The sequence below is a fragment of the Xanthomonas sp. NCPPB 3761 genome, assembly GCF_041475705.2.
Taxonomy (GTDB): Bacteria; Pseudomonadota; Gammaproteobacteria; order Xanthomonadales; family Xanthomonadaceae; genus Xanthomonas; species Xanthomonas phaseoli.
Genome location: NZ_CM191262.1, coordinates 487406 through 513258, shown reverse-complemented (window position 1 = coordinate 513258; position 25853 = coordinate 487406). Strand labels below are relative to the sequence as shown.

Annotated in this window: 19 protein-coding genes and 5 pseudogenes; 11 read left to right on the top strand and 13 right to left on the bottom strand. The window is 64.2% G+C overall.

The features are described from left to right. The first annotated feature begins 1 nt into the window (after position 1). The 3 genes from ACCQ00_RS02255 to ACCQ00_RS02245 all read left to right on the top strand — a co-directional run bounded on the left by ACCQ00_RS02255 (position 2) and on the right by ACCQ00_RS02245 (position 3557). A complete protein-coding gene (locus ACCQ00_RS02255; protein WP_008575527.1) occupies positions 2–385 on the top strand; it encodes an SH3 domain-containing protein in 384 nt (127 codons plus the stop codon). Continuing rightward, positions 382–1932, top strand: coding sequence for a dihydrolipoamide acetyltransferase family protein (locus ACCQ00_RS02250; protein ID WP_039567371.1), 1551 nt, complete (start codon positions 382–384; stop codon positions 1930–1932). Before ACCQ00_RS02255 ends, ACCQ00_RS02250 begins: the two co-directional genes overlap by 4 nt. A gap of 332 nt (positions 1933–2264) precedes the next feature. Continuing rightward, positions 2265–3557 carry a DEAD/DEAH box helicase gene (locus ACCQ00_RS02245; RefSeq protein WP_039567368.1) on the top strand — a complete coding sequence of 431 codons (1293 nt, stop codon included), beginning with the start codon at positions 2265–2267 and terminating at the stop codon, positions 3555–3557. A gap of 437 nt (positions 3558–3994) precedes the next feature. Here the strand turns inward: ACCQ00_RS02245 and ACCQ00_RS02240 are convergent, their stop codons facing one another. The 5 genes from ACCQ00_RS02240 to ACCQ00_RS02220 all read right to left on the bottom strand — a co-directional run bounded on the left by ACCQ00_RS02240 (position 3995) and on the right by ACCQ00_RS02220 (position 10386). Next, positions 3995–4330 (bottom strand): DUF6172 family protein, encoded by a 336-nt coding sequence (locus tag ACCQ00_RS02240; protein WP_039567365.1) that lies wholly within the window; start codon positions 4328–4330, stop codon positions 3995–3997. 178 nt (positions 4331–4508) lie between these two features. Next, complete coding sequence (locus ACCQ00_RS02235) at positions 4509–5432, bottom strand: oxidoreductase (RefSeq protein ID WP_039567362.1); 924 nt, start codon at positions 5430–5432, stop codon at positions 4509–4511. Between the two features lie 15 nt (positions 5433–5447). Continuing rightward, positions 5448–8546 (bottom strand): efflux RND transporter permease subunit, encoded by a 3099-nt coding sequence (locus ACCQ00_RS02230; protein ID WP_039567359.1) that lies wholly within the window; start codon positions 8544–8546, stop codon positions 5448–5450. Beyond that, positions 8543–9691, bottom strand: a complete 1149-nt coding sequence (locus ACCQ00_RS02225; RefSeq protein ID WP_039567356.1) for an efflux RND transporter periplasmic adaptor subunit — start codon at positions 9689–9691, stop codon at positions 8543–8545. Before ACCQ00_RS02225 ends, ACCQ00_RS02230 begins: the two co-directional genes overlap by 4 nt. A gap of 77 nt (positions 9692–9768) precedes the next feature. Then, on the bottom strand, positions 9769–10386 hold the full coding sequence (locus ACCQ00_RS02220; RefSeq protein ID WP_039567354.1) for a TetR/AcrR family transcriptional regulator: 618 nt from the start codon (positions 10384–10386) through the stop codon (positions 9769–9771). Between the two features lie 86 nt (positions 10387–10472). Between ACCQ00_RS02220 and ACCQ00_RS02215 the strand changes: the two genes are divergently transcribed. Continuing rightward, positions 10473–11981 carry an efflux transporter outer membrane subunit gene (locus tag ACCQ00_RS02215; protein ID WP_039587859.1) on the top strand — a complete coding sequence of 503 codons (1509 nt, stop codon included), beginning with the start codon at positions 10473–10475 and terminating at the stop codon, positions 11979–11981. Positions 11982–12103: 122 nt separating this feature from the next. Here ACCQ00_RS02215 and ACCQ00_RS02210 read toward each other — a convergent pair whose 3' ends face one another. Both ACCQ00_RS02210 and ACCQ00_RS02205 read right to left on the bottom strand, forming a co-directional pair. Continuing rightward, the gene (locus ACCQ00_RS02210; protein WP_017156537.1) at positions 12104–12535 is read right to left on the bottom strand and encodes a VirK family protein; all 432 of its coding nucleotides are present in this window, start codon (positions 12533–12535) and stop codon (positions 12104–12106) included. Between the two features lie 227 nt (positions 12536–12762). Further along, positions 12763–14172, bottom strand: coding sequence for an FAD/NAD(P)-binding protein (locus tag ACCQ00_RS02205; protein WP_039567344.1), 1410 nt, complete (start codon positions 14170–14172; stop codon positions 12763–12765). A gap of 245 nt (positions 14173–14417) precedes the next feature. Here ACCQ00_RS02205 and ACCQ00_RS02200 point away from each other — a divergent pair. From ACCQ00_RS02200 to ACCQ00_RS02185, 4 genes and pseudogenes are all read left to right on the top strand, one after another. Next, positions 14418–14540, top strand: a pseudogene (locus tag ACCQ00_RS02200) (ExbD/TolR family protein); the annotation flags it as partial. Between the two features lie 134 nt (positions 14541–14674). Then, positions 14675–14794: pseudogene (locus ACCQ00_RS02195) on the top strand (3-oxoacyl-ACP reductase); the annotation flags it as partial. Positions 14795–14854: 60 nt separating this feature from the next. After that, entirely contained in the window at positions 14855–16081 is a 1227-nt protein-coding gene (locus ACCQ00_RS02190; RefSeq protein ID WP_011345585.1) for an IS256-like element ISXax1 family transposase, read from the top strand. A gap of 26 nt (positions 16082–16107) precedes the next feature. Further along, a pseudogene (locus tag ACCQ00_RS02185) lies at positions 16108–16770 on the top strand (SDR family NAD(P)-dependent oxidoreductase); the annotation flags it as partial. A gap of 142 nt (positions 16771–16912) precedes the next feature. On the opposite strand, the gene ACCQ00_RS02180 reads toward ACCQ00_RS02185, so the two are convergent. Further along, positions 16913–17362: a hypothetical protein gene (locus ACCQ00_RS02180; RefSeq protein WP_127446451.1), complete on the bottom strand. Its 450-nt coding sequence runs from the start codon at positions 17360–17362 to the stop codon at positions 16913–16915. A 629-nt stretch (positions 17363–17991) separates the two neighbouring features. After that, a complete protein-coding gene (locus tag ACCQ00_RS02175) occupies positions 17992–18975 on the bottom strand; it encodes an IS5-like element ISXfu1 family transposase (protein ID WP_022557821.1) in 984 nt (327 codons plus the stop codon). A gap of 109 nt (positions 18976–19084) precedes the next feature. Here ACCQ00_RS02175 and ACCQ00_RS02170 point away from each other — a divergent pair. Further along, a pseudogene (locus tag ACCQ00_RS02170) lies at positions 19085–19791 on the top strand (IS3 family transposase); the annotation flags it as partial. A 37-nt stretch (positions 19792–19828) separates the two neighbouring features. Here ACCQ00_RS02170 and ACCQ00_RS02165 read toward each other — a convergent pair. Further along, a protein-coding gene (locus tag ACCQ00_RS02165) for an IS3-like element ISXac2 family transposase (protein WP_087944778.1) occupies positions 19829–20916 on the bottom strand; the annotation gives its coding sequence in 2 pieces (ribosomal slippage) (positions 19829–20664 and positions 20664–20916; 1089 coding nt in all). Between the two features lie 70 nt (positions 20917–20986). Here ACCQ00_RS02165 and ACCQ00_RS02160 point away from each other — a divergent pair. Together ACCQ00_RS02160 and ACCQ00_RS02155 are read left to right on the top strand one after the other, a co-directional pair. After that, a pseudogene (locus ACCQ00_RS02160) lies at positions 20987–21427 on the top strand (IS3 family transposase); the annotation flags it as partial. Then, positions 21428–22339: a cytochrome-c peroxidase gene (locus tag ACCQ00_RS02155; protein ID WP_236493348.1), complete on the top strand. Its 912-nt coding sequence runs from the start codon at positions 21428–21430 to the stop codon at positions 22337–22339. It abuts the pseudogene before it with no gap. Here ACCQ00_RS02155 and ACCQ00_RS02150 read toward each other — a convergent pair. The 3 genes from ACCQ00_RS02150 to glgX all read right to left on the bottom strand — a co-directional run bounded on the left by ACCQ00_RS02150 (position 22336) and on the right by glgX (position 25821). Beyond that, the gene (locus tag ACCQ00_RS02150; protein WP_127446450.1) at positions 22336–22830 is read right to left on the bottom strand and encodes a hypothetical protein; all 495 of its coding nucleotides are present in this window, start codon (positions 22828–22830) and stop codon (positions 22336–22338) included. The genes ACCQ00_RS02155 and ACCQ00_RS02150 overlap by 4 nt on opposite strands. A gap of 179 nt (positions 22831–23009) precedes the next feature. Beyond that, complete coding sequence (locus tag ACCQ00_RS02145; protein WP_039567161.1) at positions 23010–23642, bottom strand: NAD(P)H-binding protein; 633 nt, start codon at positions 23640–23642, stop codon at positions 23010–23012. 16 nt (positions 23643–23658) lie between these two features. Continuing rightward, positions 23659–25821 carry a glycogen debranching protein GlgX gene (gene glgX / locus ACCQ00_RS02140; RefSeq protein ID WP_039567160.1) on the bottom strand — a complete coding sequence of 721 codons (2163 nt, stop codon included), beginning with the start codon at positions 25819–25821 and terminating at the stop codon, positions 23659–23661. Positions 25822–25853: the final 32 nt, after the last annotated feature.

Below are 25853 nucleotides of genomic sequence, written 5' to 3'. Positions count from 1 at the left end.
CATGCGCGCCCGTCTGCTTTGCGACCATCGCGCTGCCTACGCCAACCCGGTCCGCTTCCAGGCAGGCCAACAGGTCGGCGTGGGAGTACGCGACGAAGAATGGCCGGCGTTTGCCTGGGTCACCACCGATAGCGGCCGCGCCGGTTGGGCGCCGCTGGCCTGGTTGCGCCCGTTAGGGGACGGCCGCGCCGAAGCCCTGCGCGATTACGACGCACGCGAACTCGATGCCCAGACCGGCGAGGACGTGTTGCTGCATCACGAACACGGTGGCTGGTGGTGGTCCGAGCGTGCCGACGGCACGCAGGGCTGGCTGCCGGCCGCCGACCTTGAACTCCTCGACGACACCACGCCGCAGCTGCCTGCCGCGCAAGAGAACCTGCCATGAGCGACAACAAGAATTTCCACCTTCCCGACCTGGGCGAAGGCCTGCCCGACGCCACCATCGTTGAATGGTTCGTCAAGGAGGGCGACAGCGTGCGCCTGGACGACCCGCTGGTGTCGATGGAAACCGCCAAGGCGGTGGTCGAAGTGCCCTCGCCGTTTTCCGGCACGGTGGTCAAGCTCGCCGGCGCCGCCGGCGATGTGATCGTGACCGGCTCGGTGCTGGCGCAGTTCGCGCTCGATGCCTCGCAGCCGCAACGCGCCGACGGGCAAGACACCGGCCATTCGCACGGACCGGCGCCGACGCACTCACCCACGCCGAGCACCGGCGACAGCGCGGCCGGCCCCACGGCGCGCGTGGTGGCCTCCGACAACGGCGGCGAGATTGCCGATGCCGGTGAGACGGGCAGCGGCGATCGCGACGATGCCGGCACCGTGGTCGGTGCGATGCAAAGCTCCAATGCGGTACAGACTGAACAGGCCATCGTTGTCGGCGGCGTGCGCGCCATGCCGGTGGTGCGGGCGCTCGCACGCAAGCTGCGCGTGGACCTGGTACAGGTGCAAGCCACCGGGCCGGACGGCACGGTGACGATGGCCGATGTGCAGCAGGCCGCAGCGGCCGGGACCGCGCAACTCTCGGCCGCGCGGCCCTCACCCGGCGTGCAAGGCGCGCCGACCTCTCCCGCAAGCGGGAGAGGTGGCCTGCTCGGTGACAGTGGGAGAGGTGGTCCGCTCGGTGAAGGTGGCAGAGCCGCCGGCATGGCTGCCGACGGCGGGAATCGACCGGCGACGGCGACCCTTCTCCCGCCTGCGGGAGAAGGTGCCCGCAGGGCGGATGAGGGCAGCTCGGCGCGTTCCACACTCTCTGCCAGCGGCAAGCCGATGCGCACCCAATCGCCCGGCACCAGCGTCAAGGGCCAGCCCGAGCAACTCAAGGGCGTGCGCCGCAACATGGCACGCGTGATGGCCGACGCACACACCAAGGTCGTGCCGACCACGCTCAACGACGACGCCGACCTGCATGCCTGGCAGCCCGGCAACGATGTCACCGTGCGTCTGGTGCGCGGCATCGTGCGCGCCTGCCAGGCCGTGCCCGCACTCAACGCCTGGTTCGACGGCGACGCCCTCAGCCGTACCCTGCACCACCAGGTCGATATCGGCATTGCCGTGGATACCGAAGAAGGCTTGTTCGTGCCGGCGCTGCGCAACGCCGACATGCTGGATGCGCACGGCATTCGCGAAGGCGTCAACCGGCTGCGCCAGCAGGTGGAAAGCCGCAGCATCGCCGCGTCCGAACTGAGCGGCTACACCATCTCACTGTCCAACTTCGGCATGTTCGCCGGTCGCTACGCCACGCCGGTGGTCGTGCCGCCCTGCGTGGCGATCGTGGCCGCCGGCCGCGCGCGCTACCAGCTCACCCCGGTGATGGGCGGCGTGGAAACGCACAAGGTGATGCCGCTGTCGCTGACCTTCGATCACCGCGCCGCCACCGGCGGTGAAGCGGCGCGCTTCCTGCGCGCCTTGCTGGACGATCTGGCGTTGGCCAACTGAGCAGCTCGCACACCCCCTCGCTCACCGCCAGGTGAGCGCAGCCGGCTCTGCTTTTCTGCGGCATCCATGCCGCAAAGGATCCATTGCCGATTGGCGTGCAAGGGCCAGTGGAGGTGTCGGTGCGCAGGGTTGTGAGCGCTGCGCAGTGGGCGGGCGTCCCATGCAATGCGCTTGCCCAGCGCATGCGAGTCGTCTTCGATCGACGGCGCTGGGATACCAGACATGGCTGCTGTCGCCATCGCCTCATCACGGACGTTCGAGGCATTACCCGACAGCAGCCTGGCGTGCGGCACCACCGGCCATTGCGGCACGAATGCCTGGATAATGGGCGCATGCCCTTTTCCGATCTCTCGCTGTCGCCGCAGCTACAGCCGTTCTTTGCTATCGCGCTGGCCAAGGCCGGCGTGCGCACGCCCACGCCGATCCAGCAGCAGGCGATTCCGCCGATGCTGGCCGGGCGCGACCTGATTGCGATGGCGCAGACCGGCTCGGGCAAGACCCTGGCCTATGCGCTGCCATTGCTGCATCAACGCTGCCTGGCACCCGAGACTGCCCCACGCGTGCTGGGTGCGCTGGTATTGGTGCCTACGCGTGAACTCGCCGCGCAGGTGGACAACACGCTGCGCCAGCTGGCCGCGCATCTTCCGCGTCGCCTGAAGACGGTGGTGGCCACTGGCGGCAGTTCGATCAATCCGCAGTTGCTGGCCTTGCGTGGCGGCGCCGACATCGTGGTGGCCACGCCCGGACACTTGCTGGATCTGGTCGAGCACAACGCGCTGCGCCTCTCGCAGGTAAGCACGCTGGTGCTGGACGAAGCCGATCGCCTGCTCGAGCTGGGCTTTGGCGCCGAGCTCGATCGCATCCTGGCCTTGCTGCCGGCGCAGCGGCAGAGCGTGCTGGTCTCGGCCACCTTCCCAGCCGCCATCGCGTCGCTGGCCAAGCGTCGGCTGCGCGATCCGTTGCGCATCACCATCGATGCCACGCCCGAACACGCACCGGCGATCGCGCAACGCGCCATCGCAGTGGATGCCGGCCAGCGCACCCAGCTGCTGCGTCACCTGCTGCTGGAACACGCGTGGCCGCAACTGCTGGTGTTCGTCGCCAGCCGCCACAGCGCCGACAAGGTGGCAGAGAAACTGAGCAAGACCGGCATCGCCGCCTTGCCGCTGCACGGCGAATTGAGCCAGGGCCGTCGCGAACGCACGCTGCGCGCCTTCAAACAGGCCGAGGTACAGGTGCTGGTGGCTACCGACCTGGCCGGGCGCGGCATCGACGTCGACGCCCTGCCGGCGGTGCTCAATTACGATCTGCCACGCTCCACTGTCGACTACACCCACCGCATCGGCCGCACCGCACGCGCCGGTGCCAGCGGCGTGGCGATCAGCTTTGTCACCGCAGATAGCGCCCAACAGTGGCGGTTGATCGAAAAACGCCAGGGCCTGCGCGTGCCGACCAGTGTGGTCGAAGGTTTCGAGCCGACCCCGGTCCAGGCGCCTGCCTCCGACCATGCGCCCGGCACCGCGCTGCGTGCAGCGGATGACAACGGCGGCATCAAGGGCAAGCGGCCGAGCAAGAAGGACAAATTACGCGCCGCGGCGCAGGCGCAGGCTGACAAGCCGGGCTGAAGTAGCGGACGCACCGTCGCGAGCAGCCGTGGCACCGGCGCGTGATGACGGTGCCCACACCGTCGCACTGCGGCGCGGACTGACCAGCAACCGCCGGGCCTGGCAGCCGAATGCGCACAACATGCGTGAGGCGCAACCGCCCAACGAAACGCAACGCGCAGGCGCAACGGCAGTCAGTTAGCCACGGCCCGCGCAAACCGCTGCGTCCGAGCGGTAAGTGCCCGCTATCGCGCACCAGCAGGTTTGGCCGGTGGTCGCGTCATCGGCGCACCGCTCAGGAACGCTCGCAACCGCAGGGCACCGCAGGCCTCCTGTAGCCCGCCAGTTGCCATCGGCGATGCCCGGCGCCTCACCCGTCCAATGCGATGCGGTCAGAAATTGCGCCAGGAACCCCTCGTCCCGCAGCGGTGCACCGCCAACGGGACGAGGGCGAAACCTCAATCCTGCTCGAAATCCAGCTCGCCATCGCCGAGCGCATGATCGCTCTCTGCGCGTGGCGTGCGCTTGCCCGGCTTGCGCAGGATTTCGACGAAGAACTGCTCGCCACCGTCGGCAACGAGTGCGTTGATCGAGCGGATCAGCTCGGCCGGCGGCAGCGCCACGGCACTGGCTTCATCCACACCGAAGCGCATGTCGAAGTCCCAGTAGTCCGCGCCGGCCGGCAGCTCCTTGCGGCGCTCGCGGCGGATGTACTTGCGGATATCGTGCTTGCTGGATTCCAGCAGACGATCGCGGTTCTTGCCTTCGAGGCTGAGCTGGTAGGTCTTGCGCATGGCGACATCGGTGGTGGGAACTGGCCGCCTATTGTGAGGCCAAGCCGGCATCCTCGGTGAATCCAGCATCGCCTGGCGCCGCAGAATCGCCACATGGCGACATGCGCGCCTGGACGATGCAATCACGCGGTACGGCCCAATCCTCGCGTTTTCGGCCGCACCGATGCCCTGACGCATCTCATCGCAGCCCGAGCTGCTTGCGCAGGCTGCGGTCCACCGCGCTGGCGGGCAGGAACCGGCGCAGCTTGCTCAGCAGCGATGCTTGCCCGGCGGGTGTGCGGCGCATGCGCCACCTGCCCAGCGCCGCCTCCACCACCGTGGCGGCCACGCCATGCGGTTCCGGCGCGGTGTCGATGCTGTGCGTGACTGCCCGCGCCACCACGCCGCGCTCGCGGTCGTAGTCGGCGATGGCGGCCTGCACCACCGGCGAATTGCTGCCCAGGCTGGTTTTCGTATACGCAGGCTCTACCAGCGTCACGCGGATGCCGAATTGGCGCAGCTCGTGATCCAGCGTTTCCGACAGCCCTTCCACCGCATGCTTGGAAGCGGCATACACACCCATGTACGGCGCCGGCAGGAACCCCAGCACCGAGCTGACATTGACGATGCGGCCCTGGCCGCGTGCGCGCATGTGCGGCAGCACGGCCTGCACGGTGCGCAGGATGCCGAGTACGTTGATGTCGAATAAGGCGGCCGCTTCATCGACGCTGGTTTCTTCAATGGCACCGACAAGATTGGTGCCTGCGTTGTTGACCAGCACATCGATGCGGCCCGCGCGGGCGATGATGCCATCGACCGCACGCTGCACCGACGCGGCATCGCGGATATCCATTTCCACCAGCTCCACGGCCGTCAACGGCGTGGCACCGGCCAGGTGACGCACGCTGCCGTAAACGATGCAGCCGGTTCGGGCGAAGTGTTCTGCGGCGGCACGGCCAATGCCGGACGACACGCCAGTGATCAGCACAACGGTCTGCTGTTGCATTGCGGTTCCTTCGATCAAGAGAAAGACATCGGCGGTACGCGTGCTGCCTGCAGCGCGTGCGCCTGGAAGGCGGTGGCGATGGAGGGCGACATCGCGCTGCGACGGCAGCGTGGCCACCGTCGCAGAGGGGCGTCATGCACGCTGGGCAATTTCCGGTGCGTTATTCCCACTACCGGGATCGGGCCGGATCTTGAACCAGATCGAATACATCGCCGGCAGGAACACCAGGGTCAACACGGTGCCGGCCAACGTGCCGCCGATCAGGGTGTAGGCCAGGGTGCCCCAGAACACCGAATGGGTAAGCGGGATGAATGCCAGGATCGCCGCCAGTGCCGTCAAAATCACCGGACGCGTACGCTGCACGGTGGCTTCCACCAATGCATGGAACGGATCCAATCCTTCGGCTTCGTTGTGATGGATCTGACCGATCAGGATCAGCGTGTTGCGCATCAGGATGCCCGACAGCGCAATCAACCCCACCAGCGCATTGATGCCGAACGGCTGCTGGAACAGGATCAAGGTCGGCACCACGCCGATCAGGCCGAGCGGGCTGGTGAGAAACACCATCACCATCGCCGAGATCGAACGCACCTGCAGGATGATGATGAGCAACGTGGCCGCCAGCATGATCGGGAACAACGGCAGCATCGCGGTGGTGGCCTTGCCGGACTCCTCGATGGAGCCCGCCTCCTTGATCTGATACCCGCTGGGCAATTTGTCGATGATCGGCTGCAGTTGCTGGGTGATCGCCGCCGAGACATCCGGCGGCTGCAGCTGGTCGTCGACATCGCCGCCCACGGTGATCGTCGGCACCCGATCGCGGCGCCGCATGACCGGTTCTTCCATGCGCACATCCACCTTGCCCACCTGCGCCAGCGGGACGCGTTGGCCATTGCCGCCGGCCAGGGTGAAGTCGGCGATGCGGGCCGGATCCAAGCGGGTATCGCCGGCCGAACGCGCCACCACCTGCACGCTGCGGATATCCTCGCGCACCAGCGTGATCGGCACGCCGGTCAGCAGGAACTGCAACTGCTGGGCAACCGCGGTCGAGGTCAGCCCCACTGCCTGCAGGCGGTCCTGGTCCAGGCTGAAATGCAGGGTCGGTGTGCGCACGCCCCAGTCGGTATTGACGGTGCGCAGCATCGGGCTGTCCTGCATCACCTGCATGACCTGCGCCGCGATGCCGCGCAGCACCGTCGGGTCGGGACCGCTCACCCGGTAGGCCACCGGAAATTTCGAATACGGGCCGAAGGTCAATTGCGTCACGCGCACGCGCGCTTCCGATGCCAGGCCTTGCGCGATCGCTTCACGCAAGCGCAATTTCAGCGCATCGCGCTCGTGCTGGTCGTCGGTACGCACCACGATCTTGGCGAACGATGGGTCCGGCAGTTCCGGGCCCATCGCCAGGAAGAAGCGCGGCGCACCCTGACCGATGTAGGCGGTCACGATCTTCGCTTCCTTCTGCTTGGACAGCCAGGCTTCCACCTTGGCGGCCGCCGCGCTGGTCTGGTTGATCGAGGTGCCGTACGGCAGCTGCACTTCGACCAGCACTTCGGGGCGGTCGGAGATCGGGAAGAACTGCTTCTTGACGATGCCCATGCCCACGATGGCCAGCACGAACAGTCCCACCACCGAACCGGCCACCAGCCACTTGCGGGCAATCACGCGGCCCAGCGCTTGGCGAAAGCGGTTGTAGCGTGGCGTGTCGTACATCGCCGCGTGGCCGCCTTCGACCTTTTTCAAGTCGGGCAGCATCTTGACGCCCAGATAGGGCGTGAACACCACCGCCACCACCCACGACACGATCAACGCGATACCCACGATCCAGAACATGTTGCTGGTGTATTCGCCAGCCGTGGAGGCGGCAAATCCGTTCGGCATGAAGCCCACCGCGGTGACCAGGGTGCCGGACAACATCGGCGCAGCGGTGTGGCTCCACGCGTACGCCGAGGCGGCAACGCGGCTATAGCCTTCTTCCATCTTCACCACCATCATCTCGATGGCGATGATGGCGTCGTCCACCAGCAAGCCCAGCGCCAGGATCAGCGAGCCCAACGTGATGCGGTCGAAATTCTTGCCGGTGGCCAGCATCACCACGAACACCGCCGCCAGCGTCAGCGGCACGGCTGCCGCCACCACGATGCCCACCCGCCAGCCCATGCTGACGAAGCACACCAGCATCACCACCAGCAGCGCGACGAAGAACTTGGTCATGAACTCGCCGACCGACGCGTCGATGTTGACCGCCTGGTCGGTGACCTTGCTCAGGCGCATGCCAAGCGGCAGTTCGGCATTGATTGCGCCGACTTCGGCGTCGAGCGATTTACCCAGATCCAGGCCGTTCCAGCCATCGCGCATGATGATGCCCAGCAACAACGCCGGTTCGCCGCCGCTGCGGATCATGAAGGTGGACGGATCTTCGTAGCCGCGTTCGACGGTGGCGATATCGGACAATTTCAGCGTGCGGCCCTGCACCACCAACGGGGTGTCGCGGATCTTCTGCAGGCTGTCGAGCGCGCCATCCAGGCGAATGAACACCTGTGGCCCGCGCGTTTCCACCGACCCGGCGGCATTCAACGCGTTTTGCGCGTTGAGGGCGGCAAACACGTCCTGCGGGCTGACGCCCAGCGTGGCCAGACGCTCGTGCGAGAACTCGACAAAGATGCGCTCGGGCTGCTCGCCGATGATGTTGACCTTCTTGACGCCCGGCACGTGCAGGATGCGCTGGCGCAGGGTCTCGGCATCGCGTGCCAGCAAGCGCTGCGGCTCGCCCTTGGCCTTGAGCGCGAACAGCGCGAAGGTGACGTCGGCATATTCGTCGTTGATCAGCGGCCCGATCACGCCTGCCGGCAGGTTGGCCACTTCATCGCCGGCCTTCTTGCGCGCCTGATAGAACTGCTCCTGCACCTCACCAGGCGGGGTGCTGTCCATCAAGGTCAGCGTCGTAAATGCAAGACCCGGGCGCGTGTAGGTTTCGGTACGGTCGTACCAGCGCAATTCCTGCATGCGCTTTTCGAGTTTCTCGGCCACCTGGTCCTGCATTTCCTGCGGCGTGGCGCCCGGCCAGGCGGTCACGATCGTCATCACCTTGATGGTGAAGGCCGGATCTTCGGCGCGACCGAGCTTGAGAAACGCGACCAGGCCGGCCAGCGAAATCAGGAAGATCAAAAACAGCGTGATCGAGCGCTCGCGTACGGCGAGCGCCGACAGATTGAATCGGCCCTCGCTCACGGCTGCGCTCCTGTCGCCTTGACGGTGCTGCCAGCACTGGCCGTGCTGCGACCGGCCGCGCTTTCGCCGGCTATGCGAACCTGCTCGCCTTCGCGCAACAGATGCGCCCCCAACGCCACGATGCGCTCGCCGCGTGCCAGCTTGCCGGTAACGTTGGCGTGGTCATCGTCCAGGCCCAGCACCGTGACCGGCCGCCAGCTCACCTTGGTCGGGTTGCCGGCAATCACCCACACGCCCGGCCCCTTGCCGGCGTCGAACAGCGCGGCCAGCGGTACCTGCAGGCCGGCCTGGTTCGCCGAGGCGGTGCCGCCGGGTACGCGCACGCTGACCGTGGTGCCGAGCGGCGCCTGCGCCAGCGCGCCGTCCAGCACGTAGCGTGCCTCGAAGGTGCGCGTGAGCCGGTCGGCACTCTCGGACAGCTGGCGCAAGGTGGCCGGCACGCTGACGGCGGCGTTGCCGAACAGCGTGGCCTGGGCCACCGAGCCGACCTGCGGGCGCAGGGTTTCCGGCAGCTGGATCACCGCCTCACGCGGGCCGACGTGCGCCAGCCGCACCACCGTCTGCCCGGCCGCGACCACCTGGCCCGGCTCGACCAGCGTTTCCATCACCACGCCATCGGCATCGGCCAGCAGGTCGGTGTAGCGGTTGGCGTTGCGCGCCACGTCGGCCTGGGCCTGGGCGGCGCTCAGCTGCGCCTTGGCCGCATCGGCGGCGGCCTTGATCTGGTCGTAGGCCGAGGCTGAGATGGCGCCGGTGCCGCGCAGATCACGGTAGCGGGCCTCATCTTCGGCGGTCTGCTGCGCGCGGGCGCGCGCGGCGGCCACCGCGTCCTGCTGCGCACGGGCAGCCAGCTGCAGATCCACCGGGTCGATGCGCATCAGCGCTTGCCCGCGCTTGACGCGCTGTCCGGCATCGACCAGCCGCTCGGACACCTTGCCGGCCACGCGGAAGCCCAGATCGCTCTGGACCCGCGCCGCGACCGTGCCGGAGAAGCTGCGCGCCGCACTGCTGGCGTCGCCCACAGTGGCCGCCCGTACCAGCGGTGCGGCGGTGCGTGGATCGGTCTGCGCCTTGCCACCGCAGGCGCTCAGCGCCAGCGGCAGGACACAAAAGAGGGTAGAGGCGACAAGGCGGCGGCGACGCATGGAAATCCCGGAGCGATCGGATGAAGGCTCGCATCCTGAGACTTGTGACCAAATCAGTCAATAGTCACAACCGGTTTTTATGGCGACAGGCTCCGCAATACCAGGCTGGACAACAGCAGCGGCACGTCGCCGGCATGATCCAGGCTGTGCTGCAGCAGCACCGGGTTGATGTAAGGACGCATCACCAGATAGGTGGCCTGGGTCAGTTCGTCCAGCGGCGTCTTGCGCTCGAAATCACCGTTCTGGCGCCCTTGCACCAGGATCTCCTGCAGCAGTGCCTGGATGTGGCCCTCGTACGCGATGACCGGCGGCCAGCGCTCGGTCGCGGCCGAGGTGGCGATCTCGTACAACTTGCGCTCGCGCGAATACAGCCGCAGGCTCGCCTCGATGATGGCCCTGAAAAGGCTACGCAATTTCTCTGGCGGCGAGGCCGCAGCAGACACCGCGGCCAGTACTTCGGCCTCGATCTCCCCCAGGCAGTGCGAGCAGATCATCTCGCCGATGGCCTGCTTGGACTCGAAGAACTTGTAGATGTAGGCCTTGGAAAAACCGATCTCCCTTGCCAGGTCGGACACGGCCGTCTTTTCGTAGCCATAGCGGCTGAAATGCTCGGTGGCGGCCACGACGATCTGGTCGCGGACATCATGGTCGGCCGGGCCGCGGCCCGACACGGGATAGTTGGATGCTTTGCTCATCGCGACAGCTTAGCGCCGTCGTGTGTGACTTACAAAAGTGACTATTTCGTACTATAGTCACTCACCATCCGTCACTCGGCCCTGCCATGTCGTCACTCCGCACCCTCGCAGCGCTCGTTGCCGCCAGCCTCGTCACAGGCTGCGCGGTTGGTCCCGACTACGCCCGGCCGGACGCGCCACTGCCGGACCGCTACATCGGCCAGGCAGACATCGCACAGCGCCAGGCCGCAGTGCCCGCCAACCTGCCGACCTGGTGGGACGGCTTCAACGATCCCGACCTGAGCCGCTACGTCAACGCGGCGCTGGCACAAAACCTGGACCTGGCCCAAGCCGGGGCGCGCGTGGCCCAGGCGCGCGCCGGGCTGAGTGCCGCCACCGCCGCGCTGCTACCGGCCGGCAACATCAGCGGCAGCGGCACGCGCGCCTACCAGTCGCTGGAAACACCGCTAGGCCAGGTGCTCGACAGCACCCCCAACTTCGATCGCTACGCCAGCATCTACGAAGCCAACCTGGGTGCCAGCTGGGAGCTGGACCTGTTCGGGGGCCTGCGCCGCGGCCGCCAGGCGGCCATGGCCGACTACCAGGCCACCGAAGCAGGTGCTGCCGCCACCCGTCTGGCAGTTGCCGCGCAGACCGCCGATATCTACATCAGCGTCCGCGGCTTGCAGGCGCGACTGGACGTGGCCCGGCGCCAGGTGACCACCCAGCAGGGCCTGCTCTCGATGGTGACGCTGCTGCACGGCAAGGGCCTGGCCGCCGAGCTGCAACTGCAGCAGGCCCAGGGCGCGCTTGCGCAGGCGCAAGCCGGCGTGCCGCCTCTGGAAGCAGGCCTGGCTGCGGCAATGAACGCGCTGGACGTGATGCTTGGCGTGCCACCCGGCACGCACCGCACCGAGCTGTCGGCAACCAGACCCATTCCGCCGGCCCCGCAGATCGCCGACAGCGGTACCCCCGGCGACCTGCTACGGCGCCGGCCCGACCTGATCGTGGCCGAGCGCCGGCTGGCCGCCTCCAACGCGCGCATCGGCGTGGCGATGGCCGAGTACTACCCCAAATTTTCGCTCAGCGGCCTGCTTGGCAGCGCCACGGCCATCTCCGGTGCGAACCTGTTTACCAGCGACGCCGCGCAATCGTCCGGCGTGCTCGGCCTGCGCTGGCGGCTGTTCGACTTCGGCCGCATCAATGCGCAGATCGCGCAGGCCAAGGGCCAGCAAGCCGAACAACTGGCGGCCTACCGCCTGGCGGTACTGCGCGCCACCGAAGACGTCGAAAATGCGTTCACCGCACTGATCAAACGCGAGCAGCAAGCAGCGGTGCTGACGCAGGGCGTGGATGCACTCGGCAAGGCGCGCAGCGCCTCTGCGCTGGCCTACGAAAAAGGGACCGTCAGCCTGATCGAAGTGCTCAATGCCGACGACAGCCTGCTACGCGCCTCCGACGCGCAGGTGCAGGCGCGCACCGAGGCTGCGCGTAGTGCGGTTGCGACCTTCAAGGCGCTGGGCGGCGGTTGGCAGGCCGGTGGTGCGGGTGCGGGTCCGATTGCTGTCGCCGTGGACAGCAACCGGCGCCACGACGCCACGACAGCACCCGAGTGAATGACGCGCCACGCCGACCTTGATGGCGTCTGCGCAGGTGGCACCCACTGCTGCCGATGTTGCCGGGTGCACGCAACCGCAAGCGCTACCAACCGCCTCAGCGGATGTCCTGCCAGCCGTGCTCAATCGGCATGGAAGCGCACACCTGCATTGATCTTGCACTGATATGCCAACACCGGCCCGCGTTGCTGCAGGCCCGGCAAGTCGTACATGTAGGTGGTGAAGCGCAGCGTGTCATCCGGGCGCAATTGGTAGCGCATGAATTGCTGGATCGGCTTGCCGTCGTTGGCCACGGTGAAATGCGCATCGGAAAAGGCCAGGGTGCCGTCTGCGGTGATGCGATAGGCATCGATGTGGCGGCCGCCGCGGGTCTGGGTGGCCGGCGTGCCTTCTTCGGGCGTGCACCGTGCAAGGTCGGTGCTCACACTGACGTCGTAGCCGGCGTCCAGGGCAGCGACAACTTCGGCACGGTTATTCAGCGATTCGGTGGCCAGCGCAGGCAATGCACACGCGCACAGCGTGGCGAACAGCGCGGCAGGAACAAGACGCGGCATGGTGGACTCCAGGCAGAGAGGGATGCGATGGCTCGGGCGTGCATGCGCCCAGGACCGCCAACATGCCCCAGTTCGGCCTGCATGCGCGCGCGACACTACGCATCGCGCGGCATGAGTGCGCTTGCCGGCGGACGCCGCGCACAGATCCAGATGTCGGCCATCACGGCGCACGCGCAGGCGGCGCGATACGCGGTCGAGATCGTCAAGGATCTCGTCAATTGCCACACCTACAAACGCGCATTGACCTCGCGCGGCACGTGCTCGGGCGTGGGCTGTAATGCTGGCGTTGCGCCCAGCAACAAGCGGTCGGCCAATGCGCGCGTGGCCACGCGCAGCTCGGGCACGGCGGTGATTTCCCAGTAACGCCCCCGCAACAGTGGCCCGACGCAATACAGTCCCGGCACGATCTGACCGGCGCTATCGCGCACGCGCAGTTGCGCATCGGTGTCCACGCCCAGGCCCAAGGGATCGGCACGCAACAGACCGGCTTCGCGCATGCCGGCGATCAAGGGATCGCTGGTGCGATCGATGTCGGTGTCCAGTCCGGTGGCGCGAATCACTGCATCGTAATGACCGGTCTGCGCGTCGGCAGCACCACGCGGGCGGATCACCGCCTCCACGCCATCTGGCACCCAGCGCGCCCGCAGCAGGCGCGCAGAGACGATCTGCAACTGGCCCGATGCCTGCAGTTGCGCCAGCTGTTCGGCCGCACCGGGTGCCACGCGATGGCGCGCCACTTCCCAGTACGGGCGCAGATGGCGCAAAAAGCGTGCACGCTGGGGAAGTTCCAGGCGCTGCCACAGCGGCTGCAAATGCGGGCGCAGCGCATCCACCACGCGACGCCAATCGTCGACCACCGCACTGAGCTGACGCACCCCGCGCAGCAGGCCGCGCAGGTCGGCGTCCTTGAGCGCACGCTGCAGATGCGGCGGCAATTCCAATGCAGCGCCGGGCTGGCGCAGATGCGCCTGCGGCGCCAGCCCGCGCCGCGAAATCGCCAGCAGGCGGCCGCGATGACCGCGCGTGTGCAAGGTCAGCGCCACGTCCACCATGGTCAACCCGGTACCGACGATCAACACATCGTCGTCTGGCGACAACCGCGCCAATGCATCGCCCTGCCACGGCCACCCGATGTAACGTGGATGCACGCTCAAGCGCGGGCCGATACCCGCCAGCGCCTGCGGTTGCAGTGCGCCCACCGCCAGCACCACGCGATCGCTCTGGAAGGCATCGCCATTGGCCAGAAACACACGAAACCCCTTGCGCACGCGCTCCACCGCCACCGCTTCCTGCGATAACCGCATGACCGACGCCTGCGCACTGCTCACTGCTGCATCCAGTTCGCTGCGCAGATAGTCGCCGTACGCCAGCCGCGGCAGGAATTCCAGCCGGCCGCTCTCGCCCAGGTGCAAGGTATCGGCAAAGGCACCGGGCGCCTGTGCGTCGATACCCAGGTCCTTGGCACGCACGTTGAGCAGATGCTCTGGCCGCGCTGCGCCGTAGGCGATCCCGCTGCCAAAGGTGTCGGCCACGCCGACCAGGGTGATGCGTACCTGCGCATCGGCCGTCTGCGCCAGCGCACGGACCAGCGCGGTGCCGCAGAAGCCGGCGCCGATCACGGTGATATGGGTTTCCATGTGCAAATCCCGCTGAATGACTCGCACGTTTTGCCCGCAGCGCGCCGCCGATGTGTAAACGTTTGGTTAGCGCCGAGCAAGCAAAAACGCATGAGCTGATCGCCGGCAGTGATGAGGCACGCGGGGCATGCAACGCCGATCGCACATGGCAGCGATATGACAGCGGTCGCCACCGTTCGCGGTGATGGTGCGCGCGTTTGCGCATGCCCGTTTTCTGCGGCGCTGCGCAATGCGGTGCGTCACCAATCGAGGTGGATCTGCCGCAAGCCACCCACCAACCGCGCGTACCACTCGAGCCGCCTGCACCGCTCGCATTGCGGCTGGATGCCGACGGACAGCTGTTCTGGAACGCCAGCCCGGTGACGTTGCTCTGGTCGAGCCAGACCTACAGGTGCGGGGCGTACACAACTATTTCATGGAAGGTGCCGACGTCAGCGATACACGCAGCGGCCGTGCATTGCCCGGCTGTCTGATAATGCTGGTTTCCAATGGAGCGCCTGCCATGCCGACCCCCGCAATACGCCCGCAACGTGTCCTGATCGCCGGCGGCAGCCGTGGCATTGGCCTGGCGATCGCAGAAGGCTTCGTGCGTGGTGGCGCACATGTTTCGATTTGCGGGCGTGTCCTAGATTTTGTGTAACCGGGCCACAGGCAGGAGACTGCCACCTAACCCGGAGACACCATGAGCCCACGCACACATGAGGTACCCGACGAGCTGCTTAGCAGCCTGTTGGTCAACTACACCAAACCCGAGGATCTGATCGGCGAGAACGGCCTGCTCAAGCAGCTGACCAAGCGGTTGGTGGAGCGGGCGCTGGACGCGGAGATGACCGAACACCTCGGTCATGACAAGCATGAGCCGGTCGCCAACGCGGCCGGCAACACGCGCAACGGACGCAGCCGCAAGACGCTCAAGGGCGAGTTCGGCGAGCTGCCGATCGAGATTCCGCGTGATCGCCACGGCAGCTTCGCGCCACAGCTGATCCCCAAGCACCAGACCCGCTGGGCCGGCTTCGATGACAAGATCTTGTCGTTGTACGCGCGCGGCATGACCGTGCGCGAGATCCAGTCGCACCTGGAGGAGATGTACGGCACCGAGGTGTCGCCGAGTCTGATTTCCTCAGTCACCGATGCGGTCGTCGAGGAGGTCAAGGCGTGGCAGGCGCGGCCACTGGATCCGGTCTATCCGATCGTCTATCTGGACTGCATCCACGTCAAAGTGCGCGAGGGCGCGGTGCGGGTCAAGGCGGTGTACCTGGCCATCGGCATCACCATGGGCGGCGAGAAGGAAGTGCTGGGCCTATGGCTGGCGCAGGCCGAGGGTGCCAAGTTTTGGCTGCAAGTCGTGACGGAGCTACGCAACCGCGGGGTGCAGGACATCTTCATTGCCTGCGTCGATGGCCTGAAGGGGTTTCCCGAGGCGATCGAGGCGGTGTTCCCGCAGACCACCGTGCAGCTGTGCATCGTGCACATGGTGCGGCACAGCCTGAACTACGTCTCGTGGAAACGCCGCGCCGAGGTTGCCGCCGATCTCAAGCGCATTTACGCCTGCGCCACCGTCGAGGAGGCCGAGCAGGCACTGACCGAGTTCGAGGCCAAGTGGGACGCCCAGTACCCGCCCATCAGCCAGTCATGGCGGCGCAATTGGTCACGACTGATCCCGTTCTTCGACTACCCACCGGAGATCCGCAAGGTGATCTATACGACCAACGCCATCGAGTCGGTCAACATGAGCCTGCGCAAGCTGACCAAGAACCGCGGCGCGTTCCCCAGCGACGAAGCCTTGATGAAACTGTTCTACCTGGCTCTGCGCAACATCACCAAGAAATGGACGCTGCCGATCCGCGACTGGAAGGCTGCGCTGAACCGCTTTACGATCCAGTTCGAGGGGCGACTTCCTCAGCGGTAACCCAAACCACGGTTACACAAAATTCTGCACACGCTCCGATTTGCGCGCGCAATGCCGCCGGTCTTGCTCAGGCTGCAGACGCACTGGCAGCGCATGGCACTCCGGTGCACGCACTGGCCTGCGACCTGGCAGACGCCACCCAGATCGATGCCTATGTACAGGCCGCCGCGCAGGCATTGGGTGGCCTGGACGTGGTGATCAACAACGCCTCCGGCTTCGGACATGGCAACGACGATGCAAGCTGGCAGGCCGGACTGGATGTCGACCTGATGGCCGCGGTGCGCTGCAACCGCGCCGCGCTGCCGTATTTGCGCCGCAGCGATGCAGCAGTGATCCTCAACATCAGCTCGATCAATGCGCAACGCCCTACCCCGCGCGCGATCGCCTATTCCACCGCCAAGGCCGCTCTCGACTACTACACCACCACACTGGCTGCAGAGCTGGCGCGCGAGCGCATTCGCGTCAATGCAATCTCGCCTGGATCGATCGAGTTCCCCGATGGCTTGTGGGCCACGCGCAGCCGCGAGGAGCCGGAGCTCTACGCACGCATCCGCGACAGCATCCCGTTCGGTGGCTTCGGGCAGGTGCAGCATGTTGCCGATGCCGCGTTGTTTCTGGCATCGCCGCAGGCCAGTTGGATCACCGGGCAAGTGTTGGCCGTGGATGGCGGGCAGTCGCTGGGGGGATAAAGCGCTATCTAATACCTTGGATATGTGCGAGCTAGACATAGAAGCGTCGGCAGCCCCATGCGTCATGGCGATGTCAAATCTAGGTGGATTATTTACAAAATTGATTTACAGAAGTGCCGCCAGTTAAATAACTAATATATCTTTATATAAATTTGCTTTTTTTCGGAGGCATTTCTGCAATTTCCTCAAGTTGTTCACGATCATCAGTAAATCTAATTACTGCCATGGTTTTAAGGTAAGTCATACGAGTTCTATCGGACGAATATACGAACGGAAGATACTCGTCGGAATTTTCAGCAAACCCTGATTTCGACGCCAAAAATCCGAAATCGATAAAATCACGCATGGTTGATTTTGGCGAAATCATCACAATCATATATTTACTACAAGAATTTCGAATCACAGACAATTCCTTTCCCTTGGCAGCAATTACTCCATTTATTAATATCTTCGGATCTTCATCAGCCTTGCTTCGCGCAATTTCGACAACAACAACTCCATTCCTAATACACTCCCCCCTCTCATCAGAAGCATAAGCTACGGATGACGCCAGAAGAAAAAGCAAGAAAAAAAATATCTTCAGTTTATTCACCCGTGTACCTCTTAAAGGTTATCGAAGAATCTCCCCAGCCATCTGCTCCAACTGGCCCAACAGTTGATTCATGCGCGCCAATAGTGCTGTTTGCTCCATTATTGTCATGTACAACAATCGCTGCGTGCCCTGTATACCCCTCCCCGCCTCTTGCTATTGCAGCTATATCGCCGGGTTCGCGCTCTTCATAAGGCCCAAGTGTACGCCAATCCTTTATGTTTCCCTTAGCCCACTCAGCCGCTGTCGGACATCTATCGACCCTACCACCCTTTCCGTCGGGCACAGAAACATTCGAGTTCGCACCCGCATCCTGAAGTGCATCACACACATATGCTGCACACTTATATGAAGGTGAAGGGTACTGAGACGAGTGATTTTTATAGTACCCCCATGCGTCGCTTCCATTCTTGCCAAGTGCCCACAGCGCTATTTGCTGCCGTTTTGCTTCGTTTGACGGGCTTCCTTCCCTCAGGCCGAGCGGATCTACAAAATTCAGCGGCGCATTGCTTACATAAGGATGGTCTGATCAATGCGGCCAGAGGATGCGTCGACCCGCATCGGTAGCGCTGACTACGCTCACACCTTCGGTTTTTCGCTGTTTCCAGCGCATTCTCGGGGCATTCTCCCCATTACAGGCACAACTTCCCAACGGCAGGCATCAACTGCTTCCGCTTCAGCCACAGGTTCGACAGCGCAAAGAGCGTCAGCACCTGCGCGGTGTTTTTGACCAGGCCGCGATAGCGCACCTTGGCATAGCCAAACTGGCGCTTGATCACCCGAAACGGATGTTCCACCTTCGCACGCAGGCTGGCCTTGGTGTGCTCCCAGCGCTTGGCCAACTTCAGTTCGCGCTTGTTCTTGATCTGCTTCAGCTTCGAGGGCTTCTCCGCGATCAGGTAGCGTAGCTTGCGCTTGCCCTTGATCTCATCGCGCTTCTCAAGCCCGGTGTAGCCGCTGTCCCCACACACCGTGTCTTCCTTGCCATGCAGCAGCTTGTGCGCTTGCGTGATGTCCGCCACGTTGGCTGCCGTGCATTCCACGTGGTGCACTAGGCCGGATTCATCATCCACTCCAATGTGCGCCTTCATCCCGAAGAAGTATTGGTTGCCCTTCTTGGTCTGGCGCATCTCCGGATCGCGCTCACCGTCCTTGTTCTTGGTCGAACTGGGCGCAGAGATAATCGTGGCATCCACAATCGTCCCGCCGCGCAGGCTCTGACCCTTGCGCGACAGATGCGCGTTCACCCGATTGAACAGCTTGCGCGCCAAATCGTGCTGCTCCAGCAGATGGCGAAAGTTGAGAATCGTCGTCTCGTCCGGCACCTCATCCAGCCCGCCGATCTTGGCGAAACGGCGCATCGACACCGTGTCGTACAAGGCTTCTTCCGCCGATGGATCGCTCAATGCATACCACTGCTGCAAAAAGTGGATGCGCAGCATCGTCTCCAGCCGATACGGCTGTCGTCCCGGTTGCCCCGACTTCGGATAGTGCGGCTCGATCAGCCCCAGCAGCTCCTTCCACGGCACGACCTGCTCCATCTCGGCCAAAAACACCTCACGCCGCGTCCGCTTGCGCTTGCCGTCGTACTCCGCGTCGCCGAAGGTCAGCTGCATCGAAATCGTCTACTCGGGTCGATGATCGATTGTGGCAGATCAGGACGGATTGTTCAGAGTTTCCCTAGACATCTCATGGCCATGGAAAATAGTCGATTCGGAGATGTCTATGAGCAGCAAGCGGTATACGGATGAGTTCAAGATCGAGGCGGTCCGGCAAGTGACGGATCGTGGGTTCAAGGTGGCAGACGTCGCCGAGCGGCTGGGTGTCACGACGCACAGCCTGTACGCCTGGCTGCGCAAGTTCGGCAAGCCCGGCGTGGTACAGCGCGCCGAGGTGGACCAGAGCGCCGAGGTTCGGCGGCTGAAGGCAGAGTTGCGTCGAGTGACCGAGGAGCGCGACATCCTAAAAAAGGCCGCCGCGTACTTTGCCAAGGGGTAAAGGCAAAGTACGCCTTCATGCAAGCCCACTGCGGGGAGTTCAGGGTGTGTGCGATGTGCCGGGTGTTGCGGGTGAACCGGGCTGGATACTACGCGTGGCTAAAGTCGCCGGACAGTGAGCGCGCCAAGGAAGACGAACGCCTGCTGGGGCTGATCAAGCACCACTGGCTGGCCAGCGGCAGTGTGTATGGGCATCGCAAGATCGCCAAGGATCTACGCGATCTGGGTGAGCGTTGCAGTCGCCATCGGGTGCATCGATTGATGCGCGCCGAGGGATTGCGTGCCCAGGTGGGCTATGGTCGCAAACCGCGCTTCCATGGAGGGATGCAGTGCAAGGCGGCGGCCAACCTGCTTGACCGACAGTTCGACGTGACCGAGCCGGACACGGCCTGGGCGAGCGATTTCACCTTCATCCGCACGCACGAAGGCTGGATGGGTAATCCCCCACTTTTAGCGGTCGCCAGAAGTGGAGCTAAGCGGCCATCGCCAACTTCATGGCAGGCGTGATGCCGCCGAGCGCCATATTCGGACGCTCGTGGTTGTACGTCCATAGCCAGCGGGTGGCTTTGTCCTGCACCTGGTCGATGGTGTCGAACAGGGTTTGGGCGAGCCAGGCGTAGCGGATGGTGCGGTTGTAGCGTTCAACGTAGGCGTTCTGCTGTGGCTTGCCCGGCTGGATGTGCTCGACCCGGATACCATGCCGCTGCGCCCAGGACAGCAACGCGCCACTGATGTATTCAGGGCCGTTGTCGCAGCGGATCACGGCGGGCTTGCCGCGCCACTCGATGATCTGCTCCAGCGATCGGATCACACGGGCTGACGGCAGCGACAGATCCACCTCGATCCCCAGCCCCTCGCGATTGAAGTCGTCGAGCACATTGAACAGCCGGAAGCTGCGGCCGTCGGCCAACTGGTCGTGCATGAAGTCCATCGACCAGACCTGGTTGATAGCCTCCGGCACCGCCAGAGGCTCGGGCCGCTCACGCACCAGCCGCTTCCTCGGCTTGATCCGCAGGTTCAACTCCAGCTCGCGGTAGATCCGGTAGACCCGCTTGTGATTCCAGCCAAAGCCCTTCACGTTGCGCAGGTACAGGTAGCACAGGCCAAAGCCCCAGTCGCGATGGGCGGTCGTCAGGCGGACCAGCCAGTCGGCGATCCGGGCGTTCTGCTCGCTGGCCTTGGCCTGGTAGCGGAAGCAGGTCTCGCTCACCGCGAAGGCCTGGCAGGCGTGGCGGATGTTCGTACGCCCGCTCGTGACTGCCGATTGGGCCATCTCGCGTCGCTGAGATGGCCTCACCATTTTTTTGCGAGCGCTTCCTTCAGCAGGTCGGTACTGAGCTGCGCCTCGGCGTACATCTTCTTGAGCCGGCGGTTCTCCTCCTCCAGCTCCTTCATGCGCGCGACCATGGACACGTCCATGCCGCCGAACTTGCTGCGCCACTTGTAGAACGTGGCCGAGCTGATGCCGTGCTCGCGGCACAGCTCCGGCACGGGCGCACCGGCCTGGGCCTGCTTGAGCACGGCGATGATCTGGCTGTCGGTAAAGCGGGACTTCTTCATGGAACCTCCTCGGGAAAGGGGACGAGAAAATTCCACTTCTGGCGTCTGCTAATGGGCGGGGGGATTACCGATGTACCTGGCTGTGGTGATCGATCTGTTTTCCAGGCAGGTCGTCGGCTGGGCGATGCGCGATCGGGCCGACACCGAGTTGGTCGTGCAGGCCTTGTTGTCTGCGGTGTGGCGGCGCAAACCCAATGCTGGTTGCTTGGTTCACTCAGACCAAGGGTCGGTCTACACCAGCGATGACTGGCAGAGTTTCCTGGCGTCCCATGGCTTGGTGTGCAGCATGAGTCGGCGTGGCAACTGCCACGACAACGCACCCGTGGAGAGCTTCTTCGGCCTGCTCAAACGCGAGCGGATCAGGCGACGAATCTATCCCACCAAGGACGCCGCACGCGCCGAGGTATTCGACTACATCGAGATGTTCTACAACCCCAACCGCCGCCACGGTTCAACTGGTGACCTGTCCCCTGTAGAGTTTGAACGGCGCTACGCGCAACGAGGGTCTTGAGTGTCTACGGAACCCTGGGCGTATCAGACACTGGCCTGCAGCTCATGCCATGACCCCAGCAAGGCGTTTGCCCAAGACGTCGCGGTTCCCACTGTCTATGGTCAACGCACTGGCACCCGGAACGTGCCGAGCTTGCAAGACCTTCCTCACTTCACTCACTTCTTCTGGGATGGTCGCGAGGAGCGGCTGGACCAAGCTGCGGTGGCAGCCTTCACCAATCAGGCCGAAATGGCTCAACCCGATATGAGTGCGGTGATCAGGGCAGTGTCACAGAAGCCGGACTACCGAATACGGTTTAAAGCGGCATTTGGCAATGAGCATGTCGACCAGGAACGGATCTCCAGTTCCATCTTGGCTTACCTGGCTTCTGTGACCACTGGCCGCAGCCGATACGATGCTTTTGTCGCGGGGAATACCGCTGCCTTGACAACGGCAGAGCGCCGCGGCCTGGATGTGTTCCGGGGGAAAGCCGAATGTTCCTCATGTCACGCATTGGAGGGAGCACCGGCTGCTTTCACGGACAATCAGTTTCACCATTCCAACGTCGGGATGGATCGGATGGCTGGGCAAGTCGGCACCACCATTGAATCCTTTAAAACCAAGCGCGAGCAGGGTGTCCCAGTAGCTGCGCTAGTCTTGTCAGACCCAGACATTGCCGCATTGGGACGGTTTGCAATCAGCGGCCAAGGCAATGACTTGGCGGCCTACCGCACACCAACGCTACGCAACGTCACCCGCACGCCACCATATATGCACGATGGTAGCGTTCGAAGCCTTGAAGAGGCGATCCAACGCGAGATCTATTACCGCAGCCTTGCTCGTGGCGCACCTATCTCGCTGACTGCAGCAGAGCAACAGGATTTGCATGCATTCTTGTATGCACTGGAAGACCTACCAAACGACACGCGTTAAGATTTAGCGTCAACTTCGGCAGCACCAGCGGGCCGGCTTGGCACCACGTCAAACTCGCGCTGAACTACTTTTCCAGTCTTACCAAGCCGCGCTTCTAACAAGTGGCGCCCCTCAGACCAAGGCTGAGTAGGCTTGAACTCGAAGTGCGCCGAATCACTATTCGCGGCTACCGGTTGAACCTTCTCACCTAGCACCTGGCCATTCTTCAGATCGATCAACCGCAGCGAAATAGATGGCACCTCAGACCCAGAATGGGTGACTGACACTGTGACTGAAATCGGTGAGTCAGGACCTACCGGCTCGGACCGGTTCTGGGTTGTGGCCCCATTTCCCTTGGTCACCACCAAAATTTCCCGAATCTTTGCCGAACTCGCAGCTGCGGAAGGCGCTGTTGATGCTTGCGGCTCTTTTCCACCGCTGCCCGCAGGCGCGGTGCAACTGCACAATGCGCCAGCCAACAAAACCAAAGTCCCTTTCATCAACAAATGCATGGCCGTTTCCTTTTGGCGAACCTGTCGCGGACAAAGAAGGTTATCAGGAACCAGGGCTCCGCTGCATCTCAGCAAAGCATACGATTGTTCGAACAGACTCGTTGAGATTTGCTATGACTACGAGTCTGGCGAGACCATTGTTCTCTTAGCGTTATCCTGAGTTAGGCAGACACCTCGCGTTAGCCAGCCAGCTCCGCTGCCTCGACGCTGTGCTCACCCCGCGCCGGTGCCAGCGCGGCAGACACCATCGCCACGGCAATCCGTTCGGCCGGATTGATGCGGAACCGGCGCGGCAGGAGTGGGCCGAGTGCGCCGAGGACGACGCTGCCGATGTGTTCGCCAGTGCGGCGCTCTTCGCGTTCGCCGCCGATCAGGCCGGGGCGCACGAAGGTGAGCGAAGGGAAGCCGATCTCGCGCAGGTCGCGCTCCAGCTCACCCTTGACGCGGCTGTAGAAGATGCGCGACTGCGTATTGGCGCCGGCCGCGGAGTTCAGCACGAAGACCGAGGTGCCCTGCGCGCAGGCGGCGCGCGCGATGGCGAGCGGGTAATCGTGGTCGATACGATAGAACGCCTCGCGCGAGCCGGCCTGTTTCATCGTGCTTCCCAACGCACAGATGGCCGCTTCCATGCGCGGTGCCGTCCAGTGATCGAGCCGTTCGAAGTCGATCACCTGGTTGCGCAGCTTGGGATGGATCTGCGCCAGCGGCCGCCGCGTGATCGCGACCACGCCGGTGCAACGCGTATCGCCCAGCAATTGCTGCAGCACGTGCTTGCCGACCAGGCCGGTCGCCCCTGCCAACAAGACATCCATCAGGCCACCCTCGCCATCAGCGCGCGCCTTCGGAGACGATCCGCGCACTGCTGACGATGCGGTCGCGCTCCACCGCCAGCAGCGTCAGCGAATGCGCCGGGGCCTTCCATTCGCTGCCACCGGCCACCACACGCCCACCGTGGCGTGCGGTGTCCACCAGCACGCGCCAATGTTCGTCGTGCATGGCCGGCAGCGTGAACGACACGGCGGTGGAGGCGGCATTGATCAGCATCAGCAAGGTCACGTTGGCGGCAATCTCGCGCAGGCCGGTGGTCGGCGAGCGGCCATCCAGGCGCAGCATCAGCGCACGCGCTTCCGGGTCGTGCCAGCCGGCTTCATCCATCTCGGTGCCATTGGGCGCCAGCCAGGTCAGATCCTTCAGGCCCAGCGCTTCGTCGAACTTGCCGTCGAAGAAACGCGCGCGATGCAGCAACGGGTAGCGCTGCCGGATGCGGATCAATCGGCGCACGAATGCGGCCTGGTCGGCGGCTGCGGCCTTGGTGGCGGCAGTCCAGTCGATCCAGGTCAACTCGTTGTCCTGGCAATACGCATTGTTGTTGCCGTTCTGGCTATGGCCGAACTCATCGCCTGCCAGCAACATCGGCGTGCCCTGCGACAACAGCAAGGTGGCGAGCAGGTTGCGCATCTGCTGGCGACGCAGCTGCTTGATCGCCGGATCGTTGGTCTCGCCTTCCACGCCATAGTTGGAAGAGATGTTGTGGTCGCTGCCGTCCCGGCCGTCTTCGCCGTTGGCGAGGTTGTGCTTGCCTTCGTAGCTGACCAGATCGCGCAGGGTAAAGCCGTCGTGCGCCGTGACGAAATTGACCGAGGCGGTGGGACGGCGGCCGCTGTGATTGAACAGGTCCGCAGAGCCGGTGAGGCGCGTGGCCAACTCGGCCAGCTGGCCACCGTCGCCGCGCCAGAACGCGCGCACGTTGTCGCGGAACTTGTCGTTCCATTCCACCCAACCGGGCGGGAAATTGCCCACCTGATAGCCACCGGGGCCGATATCCCACGGCTCGGCGATCAGCTTGGTCTGGCTGAGCACCGGATCCTGGCGCACCGCATCCAGGAAACTGCCGGATGGATCGAAGCCATAGCGTTCGCGGCCCAGGATGCTGGCCAGATCGAAACGGAAGCCGTCCACGTGCATTTCCTGCACCCAGTAACGCAGCGAATCCATCACCATGCGTAGCGCGCCGACGTTGGTGAGGTCGAAGGTATTACCGGTGCCGGTGTCGTTGATGTAGAAGCGACGATCGTCGGCCAGGCGGTAATAACTGGCGTTGTCGATGCCCTTGAACGAGAGCGTGGGCCCGAGCTCGTTGCCTTCGGCGGTGTGGTTGTAGACCACATCCAGCAGCACTTCCAGGCCGGCGTGATGCAGGCGCGCCACCATCTGCTTGAACTCGGCCACGGTGCGCGTGGACATGTAGCGCGCTTGCGGCGCAAAAAAGCCCAGCGTGTTGTAGCCCCAGTAATTGCGCAGGCCTTTTTCCAGCAGGTATTGATCGTCGACGAACGCATGCACGGGGAGCAATTCCACGGCGGTGACGCCGAGCGAGCTGATGTGGTCGATCAATTCGTCGGTCTTCAGCGCCGAAAAAGTGCCGCGCTGTTCCGGCGGCACCGCCGGGTGCAGCATGCTCAGCCCGCGTACGTGCGCTTCATAGATCACCGTACGGTTCCACGGCGTCTGCGGCGGGCGGTCCTGGCCCCAGGTGAAGGCTGGGTCGATCACGGCGGACTTGGGCATGAACGCGGCGCTGTCGCGGCGGTCGAAGCTCAGGTCCTTGTCGCGATGACCGATGGTGTAGCCGAACAAGTGCGGCGCCCATTTGAGTTCGCCAACGATCTGCTTGGCATACGGGTCCAGCAGCAATTTGTTGTGGTTGAAGCGGTGCCCGGCATCGGGCGCATATGGCCCATGCACGCGGTAGCCGTACAACTGGCCGGGCCGTGCGTCGGGCAGATAGCCGTGCCAGACCTCGTCGGTGTATTCCGGTAGCGCAATGCGCTCCTGTTCGCGGCCACGATCGTCGAACAGGCACAGCTCCACCCGGGTGGCGTTGCGCGAATACAGCGCGAAGTTGACGCCCAACCCATCCCAGGTGGCACCGAGCGGGTTGGGACGGCCTTCGCGAATGCGCGAGCGCTGGGTGAACTTGCGAGTGGCCATCGGTGACTCCTTAGAACGGTGAACGCAAACGG